Genomic DNA, 11,438 nt, shown 5'->3' with positions numbered 1-11,438 from the left:
TCCAGGAACCACAGGCGCTGCTGCCCGAAGGACATGCGCAGGTCGCCGTCGCGCGCCACCGCGGGTACCAGGGGCGCGGCGGTAGCCGCGGCGGCCACGCCCTGGCCGGCCAGGCGCTGGGCGAGCGCCTCGCGGAGTCGTTCGGGAAGAGCGGCTATCCGGTCCGCGCGGGAAGACGGCGTGTTCATTGGAAGGATCCCCCAGGGAAGTGCAGGTCAGCGGGTCGAGGAGACGGCCCCCGGCGCTGATGTCCGGGGCGGTGCCGGGCCGGTGGTAACCGGACGCCGACACCGGGTCGGTGACGACCGGGGTGCCCCCTGGCCGGGACGCCGGTAGCCGGGGCGTCCATGGCCGGGGCCCCGGTGCCAGGGCGCCCGTCGCCGAGGTGGCGGCGACGGGACGCCCGGGCCGGGGCGTCGAGGTGGCGTCAGGCGGCGGTGGTGCGCAGGCTCCGCGGGCGCATGTCGGTCCAGTGGGCTTCGACGTACGCGAGGCACTCCTCGCGGGGCCGGTCGGTGAGGACGGCGTCCCAGCCGGCCGGGACGGCGGTGCCGGTGGGCCACAGCGAGTGCTGGCCCTCCTCGTTGACGAGGACGTCGTAGGAACGGTCCGACTTCTCGAAGGGGTTGGACACGATGGACCTTTCGGAATGAAGGGTGAAGGGGTGAAGGGGTGGGGTGTGGGTCAGGGGGTTGCGGCAGCCGCTTCCAGCTCGGCCAGGATCAGCTCCTCGACACCGGCGGCAGTCTCGGCGACCGTCGGCCGGTCGAAGAGCGCCCGGGGTGACATGTCGGTCCTGAAGAGGGCGTTGATCCGCGACACCGTGCGCAGGGCGAGCAGTGAATCGCCGCCGAGCTCGAAGAAGTTGTCGCGGACGCCGACCCGTTCGACGCCCAGCAGCTCCTGCCAGGCCTCGGAGATCAGCTCCTCGGTGGGCGTCGCTGGGGCCTCGTACTCCGTGCCGGTGGCGAGCCGCTGCTCCGGGGCGGGCAGCGCCTTCCGGTCGACCTTTCCGTTGGCGGTCAGGGGCAGCGCGTCCAGAGTGGTGAAGGCCGCCGGGAGCATGTGCTCGGGCAGCGACGCCGCCAGGTGGGCGCGCAGCTGCGCGGCACCGGGCACCTGAGTGGAGCCGGCCGGGACCAGGTGGCCGACCAGGACGGTGCGGCCCAACTCGGGGTCGGTGTGCGGGACGACGGCCGCGTCGCCGATGGCCCGGTGGGCCACGAGCGCCGCCTCGATCTCACCCGTCTCGACGCGGAAGCCGCGGATCTTGACCTGGCCGTCGGTGCGACCGAGGAACTCCAGCGTGCCGTCCGGCCGCCAGGCCACCAGGTCCCCGGAGCGGTACATGCGCGCACCGGGGGCGCCGAACGGGTCGGCGACGAACCGTTCCGCCGTCAGCCCGGGCCGGCCGTGGTAGCCGCGGGCCAGCCCCTCGCCGGCGATGTACAGCTCGCCCGGCACGCCGACGGGCGCCGGTTCGAGCGCCTCAGTCAGCACGTACACCCGGGTGTTGGCGAGCGGGGAGCCCAGCGGCACGGAGCCCGTGCCCAGGGCGCCGCGCAGATCGTGCGTGGTGGTGAACGTGGTGGCCTCGGTGGGGCCGTACCCGTTGGTGAGCCGCAGGGCAGGGTGGGCGTCCAGGACCCGGGCGCAGTGCTCCGGCGAGAGCCGGTCGCCGCCCGCGACGAGCTGGCGCAGGTCCCCGAAGGTACCGATGTCGTCGTCGGCGACCTGGTGGAACAGGCCCGCGGTGAGCCAGAGATGGGTGACGCCGTGCTCCCTGAGGAACCGGCCCAGCTCGGCCGTCGTGGGCAGCTGCGGCGGGTGCACGACCAGCCGCGCCCCGCGCAGCAGCGCCGCCCACAGTTCGAACGTTGACGCGTCGAAGGACAGTGAGGCGAACTGCGCGACCGTGTCGCCTGGGCCGATGTCCGTGTACGCCGCCCCGTGGACCAGCCGGACGACGGCCCGGTGGGCAGTGAGCACGCCCTTGGGGGTGCCGGTCGAGCCGGAGGTGTAGATGACGTACGCGAGGTGGTCCGGCGCCGGGGACGGCGCGGGCGCCGTGTCGCCGGGCCTAGCGGCGATCGCCGTCGCGTCCCGGTCCAGATCGACGATCCGGGCCCCGGACGAGGGCAGCCTGTCGCGCAGCTGTGCCTCGGTGACGAGCAGCTTCACCCCGGCGTCGCCGATCATGTACGCCAGCCGGTCGGCCGGATAGTCCGCGTCCAGCGGGACGTACGCGGCGCCCGCCTTGAGGACGGCGAGCAGCGCGACGACCGCGTGCGCTCCGCGCTCCAGGCACAGGCCCACGAGGTCTTCCGGGCCGGCGCCGAGGGAGGTGAGATGGTGGGCGAGCCGGTTGGCCCGCTCATCCAGCTTCCGGTACGTCAGGTCCTCGCCCGCGTAGGTGAGGGCGACGGCGTCGGGGTGCTCGGCAACCCGGGCGGCGAACAGCTCCGGAAGGGACGCCTCGGGCAGTTCGCGGGCGGTGTCGTTCCAGGTTCGTACGGTCAGCTCGGCCTCGGCCCCGGTGAGCATCAGCACCGCGGACACCGGCACGTCGTCGTCGGCGGCGGGGAGCGAGGTGAGCAGGGTCTCCAGGTGGCCACAGAGCCGGTCGGCGGCCTCCTCGTCGTACAGCTCCGCGTCGTACGCGAGGGTGTAGGCCAGCTGCTCGCCCGCGTAGGCGATCAGGTTGAGCGGGTAGTTGGTGGCCTCGGTGCCCGCGAGGCGGCGGACGCGCAGCCCGTGGGCGGCGGCGGCCTCGTCGTCCATGGGGTAGTTCTCGAAGACGACCAGGCTGCGGAAGAGCTCGTCGCCACGCCCGACGGCGCTGCACGCCTGGATGCGCGGCAGCGGTACGTACTCGTACTGGCGTGCCTCGACCTGGGCCCGCTGGACATCCGCCAGCCAGGCGGTGACCGGGGCCGTCTCGTCGACGCGGACCCGGACCGGCAGGGTGTTGATCAGCATGCCGATCATCGATTCGGCGCCCGGAAGGTCGGCAGGGCGGCCCGAGACGGTGGCGCCGAAGACCACGTCCCGCTCCCCTGCGTGCCGGGCCAGCAGCAGCGCCCAGGCGCCCTGCAGCACGGTGTTGACCGTGAGCCTATGCCTGCGGGCGAAGTCGAACAGTTCGCGGGAGGCCTCCGGCGCCAGGCGTCGCACGATCCGCCCGGTGGAGCCGGTGCGGTGGCCGGGCGCGGTGTGCCGGACAGTGGGCAGCGGAGTCGGCGCGCCGAAGCCGGCGAGCGTCTCGCGCCAGTACGCCGCGGCCTCGTCCAGGTCCTGCCGCTCCAGCCAGTCCACGTAAGCCCGGAAGGGCCGGCGGGCGGGCAGCGCGGGTTCCCGGCCAGCGGCAAGGTCCGCGTACGCGGTGTGGGTCTGGGCCAGGACGTCGAAGGTGGACCAGCCGTCGAGGAGGACGTGGTGGAAGGCGCACACCAGCCGGACGGAGGTGTCCGTCAGCCGGATGAGGGTGAGCCGCATCAGCGGAGCGGTGGTCAGGTCGACGGGCCGGGCGCGGTCCTCGGCAAGGAAGCGGCGTACCGCCTCGTCCCGCTCGCCGGTGGGCAGGGCGCGCCAGTCGAGGTGGGTGACGGGCATGTCGACCTGGCGCCGGACCACCATCAGCGGACGCTCGACGACCTTCCACTCCGGGGCGGAGCGCAGCACGCCGACGTGGTCGGCGACCCGCTGCCAGGCGCGGGCGAGGAGGACGGGGTCGGTGACGCCGTCGAGCTCGAAGGTCATCTGCTCGGAGTAGGCGCCCGGGTCCGACAGGGTGTGGAAGAGCATGCCGCTCTGCATGGGCGTGAGCGGGTGGATGTCTTCGATGTCGCGGCCCGTGCCGACGATCCGGTCCACGGCCGCCTGGTCGAGCCCGGCCAGCGGGAAGTCGGACGGTGTCGCGCCGCCGTTCTCGGGGCGCAGGCAGTGCTCCACCACGCCGCGCAGGGCGGCGAGGAACGCGTCGGCGAGCCGCTGGACGGTGTCGGTGCGGTGGACGCCGGGAGCGTGGATCCAGTCGATGCGCAGTTCGCCGTCGCCGACGGCGGCGACGATGTCGATGAGGTGCGGGCGGGGCTGCTCGGCGGCCTGGTCGGCACCGAGCGGCGCCAGGCGGGCGCGCACCAGGCCGCTGTCGCGGGTGGCGCCGTCCCACTGGCCGAGGTAGTTGAAGCTGATCTCGGGGTGCGGGACGGTGGCGAGGGCGGTGTGCGCGGGGCTGCCCGGCTCCGACAGGTGGCGCAGGGCGCCGTGGCCGATGCCGCGGCCCGGGACGGCCCGCAGCCGCTCCTTCAGGGACTTGAGGGCCTGCCCCCAGTCGCCGTCGGGGACGTCCAGCGTGACGGGGTGGATGGTGGTGAACCAGCCGACGGTGCGGGACAGGTCGATGTCGTCGAAGAGTTCCTCGCGGCCGTGGCCCTCGAGGGCGATGGTGACCGGGTCACCGGCCCAGTTGCGCAGGACGCGGCCGAGGGCGGTCAGCAGGACGTCGTTGATGTGGGTGCGGTACCCGGCGGGTACACGCTGCAGCAGGGCCTCGGTCTCGGCGCGGCTGAGGCGTACGGAGGCCGTGGCCGCGTCCCCGAAGGTGTTGGCACTGCCGTCGTGACCGTCGCGGGGCAGCCGGCGGACGGCGGCGGACGTCTCCTGCCAGTGGGCGATCTCGTCGTCGAGGGCGCCGGAGCGGACGTGTGCGGTCAGGCGCTGCGCCCACTGCTGGTAGCTACTGGACTTGGCGCCCAGGTCGACAGTCCGCCCCTCGGCGAGTTGCGCGTACGCGGTGGCCAGGTCCTCCAGGACGACGCGCCAGGACACGCCGTCCATCACCAGGTGGTGCACCGTCAGGAAGAGGCGGGGCAGCCGGGACGGCCCGAGGCGGAAGAACAGGCCCTTGACCAGGGTGCCGCTCGTCAGGTCGAGGGAGCGCTGCGCTGCGAGGGCGGCCTGGTGCAGGGCGGCGTCCCGCTCCGCGTCCGCGAGGGCGGACAGGTCCCGTACGGTCAGCGGCTGCGCGGGGGCGTCGCCGCCGCCGTACTCCTGGATCCACTCGGTGCCCTTGCCGGTGTAGCGCATGCGCAGGGCGTCGTGGTGGGTGACGACCGCGCCGAGAGCGCGCTCCAGGAGTGCGATGTCGGTCTCCGGGGCCAGTTCGACCTGGACGGACATGCCGTAGTGGTGGGGGTTGACGGTGTGCTCGGTGAAGAACCAGTCCTGGATGGGGGTGAGGGCGACCCGGCCTGTGACCTCGGCCGGTTCGACGCCGGAGGTCTCGTCGACGGTGCCGACGACACCGGCCAGGCCAGCGATGCTCTGGTGGAGGAACAGCAGCTTCGAGGTGAGGTGGAGTCCGGCCTGGCGGGCACGGGAGACGACCTGGATGGACAGGATCGAGTCGCCGCCCAGGTCGAAGAAGTTGTCGTGGACGCCGACCCTCTCCACCCCGAGGACGTCCGCCCAAACGGCGGCGAGGATCTCCTCCGTCGCGTCGCGCGGCGCGGTGTAGTCGGAGCCGAGCCGGCCCGCCTGGACGTCCGGTTCGGGCAGGGCGCGCCGGTCGACCTTGCCGCTCGGAGTGAGCGGCAGCCGCTCCAGCGGCATGTACAGCGCGGGCACCATGTAGTCCGGCAGCGAGCCGGCGAGGTGGGAGCGCAGCTCACCGGTAGTGATGTCGCGGTCGGCCACGAGGTAGGCGACCAGGCGCGCCCGGCTGGCCTCGTCGCGGTGGACGACTACCACAGCGTCTCGCACCTCCGGGTGGCGGCCCAGCGCGGTCTCGATCTCGCCGAGCTCGATGCGGAAGCCGCGGACCTTGACCTGGTCGTCGGCGCGGCCCAGGTACTCGAGGCTGCCGTCGGCCCGCCAGCGGGCCACATCACCCGAGCGGTACATGCGGTCGCCCGGTGCGCCGTCCGGGTCGGCCGTGAACCGCTCGGCGGTCAGGCCGGGCCGCCCGTGGTAGCCGCGTGCCAGGTGCGGGCCGGCGATGTACAGCGCGCCGGGCACGCCGACGGGTACGGGCTGGAGTGCCGCGTCGAGCAGCCGGATGCGGGTGTTGGGCAGTGGGGTGCCGATGGGTGGCACCGCCCCGCCGGTGAGCGGTGCGCTCATGGTGGCGACGACGGTGGACTCGGTGGGCCCGTACGCGTTGATCATCCGCCGGTCGGCCGACCAGCAGGCCACCAGGTCGCCGGTGCTGGCCTCGCCGCCGACGACCAGGGTGCGCAGTCCGTCGAGGCCCTCGGGCGTCAGGGTGGCCACGGCGGAGGGCGCCAGCAGGGTGTGGGTGATGCGGCGTTCGCGCAGGAAGGTCTGGAGCGCCTCGCCGGCCAGCGGTCCGTGCGGCGGCAGGACGAGCGTGGCGCCCGCAGGCAGGGCCATCAGGACTTCCATGACGGCGCCGTCGAACGACGAGGAGGCGAACTGCAGGACGCGGCTGTCCTCGGTGACCTCCAGCCGCTCGATCTCGGCGGCAGCGAGGTTGCCGATGCCGCGGTGCGGGACGAGGACGCCCTTGGGGGTGCCGGTGGAGCCCGAGGTGTAGATGACGTACGCGAGGTCGTCGGGGCGCGGGCCGGGCTCGGGTGCGGTGGTGGGGAGCGCGGCGAGCTTTCCGCCGTCCCAGGCGAGGTCCACGACGACCGCGCCGGTGTCCGGCAGGCGCCGTACGAGCTCGGTGCGGGTGAGGACGATCCGGGCACCGGAGTCCTGGAGCGTGAAGGCCAGCCGGTCCGCCGGGTAGCCGGGGTCCAGGGGCAGGTAGGCGGCGCCAGCCTTCATGATGCCGAGCAGGCCGACGATCGTCTCCACGCCGCGCTCGAGGCACAGGCCGACGAACGTGCCGGGTCCGGCGCCGAGGGACCGGAGGTGGTGGGCGAGCCGGTTGGCCCGCTCGTCCAGTTCGCGGTAACTGAGGACGGTGTGCGTGTCCTCCACAGCGGGCGCGTCGGGGCGGCGGCGCGCGCTCGCCTCGACGAGCTGCGGGAACGTCCCGGTCGGGGTGTCGGTGTGGGCGCCGTTCCAGCCGCGTACGACCTGCTCGTACTCGCCCTCCGTCAGCATCGGCAGGGTGGCGAGGGCGCGGTCGGGCTCGGCCGCGGCGGCGGACAGCACGGTGGATAGGTGCCCGGCGAAGCGGGCGACGGTCGCCTCGTCGAACAGGGCGGTGCTGTAGCCCACCTGGGCGGTGAGCCCGTCGTCGGTCTCGAAGAACTCGACGGTCAGGTCGAACGGCGCGGCCTCGCGGTGCACCGGGTAGTCGGCGGTACGCAGGCCGGGCAGGCGGACGCGGTCGCTCGGCGCGTTCTGCAGGACGACCATGGCCTGCACGAGGGGGGTGCGACTGGTGTCGCGAGCGGCGCCGACGGCGTCGACCAGGCGCTCAAAGGGCACGTCCTCGTGGGCGAAGGCCTCCAAGACGGTCTCCTTGAGCTGCGCCAGCAGGTCCCCGTACGACATGTCGGGGTCGACGTGGGAGCGCAGCACGACCGTGTTGACCAGGAAGCCGACGAGGTTCTCCAGGTCGCTGTGATTGCGGCCGGAGGAGGCCGTGCCGACGGCGATGTCCTCCTGGCCCGACCAGCGGGCGAAGACCGCCTTCACCGCCGCGGTCAGCGCCATGAAGAGGGTGGCACCCTGCCGCTGCGCGAGGTCCTTGAGGGCGGTGGTGGTGCCGGCGGGGACGGGGAAGGTGTACGTGGCACCGGCGGAAGAGCGTACGGCGGGGCGGGGCCGGTCGGTGGGCAGTTCCAGCGGGGTGACGCCGCCGAGGCGCTCGCGCCACCAGTCCAGGTGCCGGTCGAGGAGGCCGCCGCCTTCGAGGCGGCCACGCTGCCAGGCGGCGAAGTCGGGGTACTGCACGGTGATGTCGCCGAGGCGGGGCTCGCGGCCCTGGGTGCGCGCGGCGTACAGCTCGCCGAGCTCGCGGGTGACGATGCCCATGGACCAGCCGTCGGTGACGATGTGGTGCATGCCGAGGACGCACACGTGCTCGTCGTTGGTGAGGCGGACGAGCAGGACGCGTACCAGCGGGCCGGTCGTCAGTTCGTACGAGCGGGTCGTCTCGGCGCGTGCGAGCTCTCGCAGCCGGTCCTCGCGCAGCGCGGCAGCGACGCCGGTGAGGTCCTCGGTGCGCCACTCGGGGGCGAGCTGCGGGTGGACCACCTGGACGCCGCGGCCGCCGACGACGCCGAAGGTGGTGCGGAGCGAATCGTGGCGGGCGGTCAGGTCCTGGACGGCCGCGCGCAGCGCGTCGGTGTCGAGGGCGCCGGTGAGCCGCAGACCGGTGGCGGTGTGGAACTCGGCGCTGCCGGGGTCGAAGTCCTCCAGGAACCACAGGCGCTGCTGGCCGTACGACATGGGCAGGGCGCCGTCGCGAGGGACGACCGGGATGGAGGAGTCCTCGATGGACTCCGCGGGTGCGACGGAGGCGGCGAGTTCGGCGATGGTCGGGGTGTCGAAGAGTACGCGGGGCGGCAGCCTGATGCCGAGCGCCGCGCGCATCCGGGAGACGGCGCGGACGGAGAGGATGGAGTTGCCGCCGAGGGCAAAGAAGTCGTCGTGGACGCCGATGGTGTCGATGCCGAGGACCTCGGACCAGACACCGGCGAGGGTCTCCTCGACGGGGCTGCGGGGGGCGGAGCGGTCGGTGCCTGCGCTTTCCTGGACGGTGGCGGGGTCGGGCAGGGCCTTGCGGTCCACCTTGCCGTTCGGGGTGAGCGGCAGGGTGTCGAGCACCACGATCGTCGAGGGGATCATGTGCTCGGGCAGGCCGTCGGCGAGTCGGGCGCGCAGGTCGTCGGGGGTGGGGCGGCGCTCGCCGGAGGGTGAGACGTAGGCCATCAGGTTGGTGTTGTGGGTGACGACCACGGCCTGGGCGATGTCGGGGTGGAGCGTGAGGGCGCTCTCGATCTCGCCGAGCTCGATGCGGAAGCCTCGCACCTTGACCTGGTCGTCGGCGCGGCCCAGGTACTCCAGGGTGCCGTCGGCGTTCCAGCGGGCAACGTCGCCGGAGCGGTACATGCGCTCGCCCGGGGCGCCGTAGGGGTTGGCGACGAAACGTTCGGCGGTGAGGCCGGGCCGTCCGTGGTAGCCGCGGGCCAGGCCGGCGCCGGCGATGTACAACTCGCCGCGTACGCCGGCGGGGACCGGGCGCAGGGCGTCGTCGAGGACGTACACCCGGAAGTTGGCGATGGGGGTGCCGATCGGTGGGACGGTCGCGCCGCTGAGCGGGCCGCTCATGGTGGCGCAGACGGTGGTCTCGGTCGGGCCGTAGGCGTTGATCATGCGGCGGCCGTGGGACCAGCGGGCGACCAGGTCGGCGGTGCTGGCCTCGCCGGCGACGATGAGCGTGGCGCCGTCGGGCAGGCCGCGGCCCTCGGGGAGGACGGCCACGGTCGCCGGGGTAAGGGTGGCGTGGGTGACGCCGTGTTCGGCGGCGTAGGCGGCGAGCGGCTCGCCGGGCGCGAGGGTCTCCTTGGAGCCCATGACCAGGGCGGCGCCGGTCAGCAGGCCCATGCACACTTCCCAGAACGCCGCGTCGAAGCTGGCGGAGGCGAACTGGAGGACGCGGCTGTCGGGGGTGACGTCGAACGCCTCGGCCTGGACAGCGGCCAGGTTGCCGATGCCGGTGTGGGAGACGAGTACGCCCTTGGGGCGGCCGGTGGAGCCGGAGGTGTAGATGGCGTACGCGAGGTCCTCGGGCGCGAGCGTCACGTCGGGGGCGGTGGCCGGGTGAGCGTCCAGCGCGGCCCAGTCGTCGGTGAGGTCCACGAGGACGGCGCCGGTGTCCGGCAGCCGGTCGCGCAGCTCGCGCTGGGTGATGACGATGCGGGCGCCGGAGTCCTGGAGCATGTACGCGAGCCGGTCGGCCGGGTAGGCGGGGTCGAGCGGCAGGTAGGCGGCGCCAGCCTTCATGATGCCGAGCAGGCCGGCGGCCATGGTGGCGCCGCGCTCGACGCAGAGGCCGACCAACCAGTCACGGCCGGCGCCCCGTTCGATGAGGTGGTGGGCGATCCGGTTGGCCCGCTCGTCCAGTTCGCGGTAGGTGACGGGGCCGTGTTCGTCGATGACAGCGGTCGCGTCGGGGCGGGCGGCGATCTGGGCGGCGTACAGCTCGGGGAAGGTGCCGGTGGGGACCTCGCGCGCGGTGTCGTTCCAGGCGCGTACGACCTGCTCGAACTCGCTGTCGGTGAGCAGGGGCAGAGCGGTGAGCGGCAGGGACGGGTCGGCGGCGGCGCCGGTGAGCAGGACGGCGAGGTGTCCGGCGAGGCGGGCGACGGTCGTTTCGTCGAAGAGGGCGGTGCTGTGACGGACGCGGATGCGCATCCCGACGGCGGCGATCTCCACGGACAGGTCCAGCGGGTCGAAGTCCTGCTGCCCGGCCGGGAGTTCGTCGAGGACGGCGACCATTGCCTGGACGTAGGGGGTGATGCTGGTGTCGCGCTGGGGGGCGAGGGCGTCGACGAGTTCGGCGAAGGGAACGCCGTCGTGGGCGAGGGCGTCGCCCAGGCCGCGGGCCGTGTGGCGCAGCAGGCTGGTGAAGGGCGCCGCGGCGTCGACGTCGGTGCGCAGGACGACGGTGTGGCCGGTGTGCGGGGAGACGGTGCCGAGGGCGATGTCCTCCTGCCCGGAGTAGCGGGTGAGCAGGGCGGTGACGGCGGCCGCGAGGACCGCGGTGGGGGTGGCGCCGTGGCCGTGCGCCAGCTCCGTCAGCGCCGCGGCGGCGGGGGCGGGGAGCTCGCACTCGTGGGTGGCGGTGCTGGTCGACCGGATGACCGGGCGCGGCCGGTCGGCCGGCAGCTCCAGGGGCGGGACGCCGTCCAGTCGGCCCCGCCAGAACTCGGTCTGGTCGGGGACTGCCCGGTTCACCGGCACGTCGGCGCGAGCCACGTTTGTACCTCCAGGGAAGATGGCTTCCGGGCGCGGGGGTGCCAGGGCTGGGGCCCGGAAGCCGGCAGGGAAAGGTCGGAAAGGTGATGCGAAGGGGGGGTGGGCCCGTCGGCCGGGCCGACCGGTGCGCGATGACCCGGGCGGGGCGCGGGCGGTGAGTGGGAGTTACGCGGTCGTCGCCCGCCGGGCGGAACGGCCGCCGAGCTGCATGAGGGTGACGTCGCCGGTGGCGGGGTCGGTGACGAACCGGCCGGTGTAGGGGGCGGTGTCGGTGTCGATCCGCCGGGCGGTGAAGACCAGGTCGTCATGGAGGGTCATGTCGGCGACGAGCCCGGTGGCGTCCGTCAGGCGCAGGGCGCTGCCGTCGCGGTGGGCGCGGACGGCGAAGGAGGTGTCGCCGTTGCGGTAGTCACCGGTGAAGCGGTCGAGGCCGGACATCAGGGCAGGTGCCGTGGGGGTACCGGGGCGGTGGTCGCCGACGGGTACGCCGAGTTCGCGGAGCGTGTCGAGGAGGTCCGCCCACATCAGGGTGCCAG

At 73.7% G+C, this 11,438-nt stretch carries 3 protein-coding genes and 1 pseudogene; all 4 read right to left on the bottom strand.

Going from position 1 to position 11,438, the window contains the following annotated elements; translation table 11 throughout:
* On the bottom strand, positions 1-188 hold a 188-nt coding region (locus tag ACTWQE_RS32320; RefSeq protein ID WP_443332650.1), incomplete at its 3' end, for a hypothetical protein.
* A gap of 239 nt (positions 189-427) precedes the next feature.
* On the bottom strand, positions 428-634 hold the full coding sequence (locus ACTWQE_RS32315; RefSeq protein WP_443332649.1) for an MbtH family protein: 207 nt from the start codon (positions 632-634) through the stop codon (positions 428-430).
* Positions 635-684: 50 nt separating this feature from the next.
* The gene (locus ACTWQE_RS32310) at positions 685-10,902 is read right to left on the bottom strand and encodes an amino acid adenylation domain-containing protein (RefSeq protein ID WP_443332648.1); all 10,218 of its coding nucleotides are present in this window, start codon (positions 10,900-10,902) and stop codon (positions 685-687) included.
* 165 nt (positions 10,903-11,067) lie between these two features.
* Positions 11,068-11,438, bottom strand: a pseudogene (locus ACTWQE_RS32305) (serine hydrolase domain-containing protein); the annotation flags it as partial.

The sequence above is a fragment of the Streptomyces sp. 8N706 genome (assembly GCF_052245415.1).
In the GTDB taxonomy this organism is placed as follows: Bacteria; Actinomycetota; Actinomycetes; order Streptomycetales; family Streptomycetaceae; genus Streptomyces.
The sequence above is the reverse complement of the archived record's forward strand: the minus strand, read 5'-3'. Positions and strand labels throughout refer to the sequence as shown.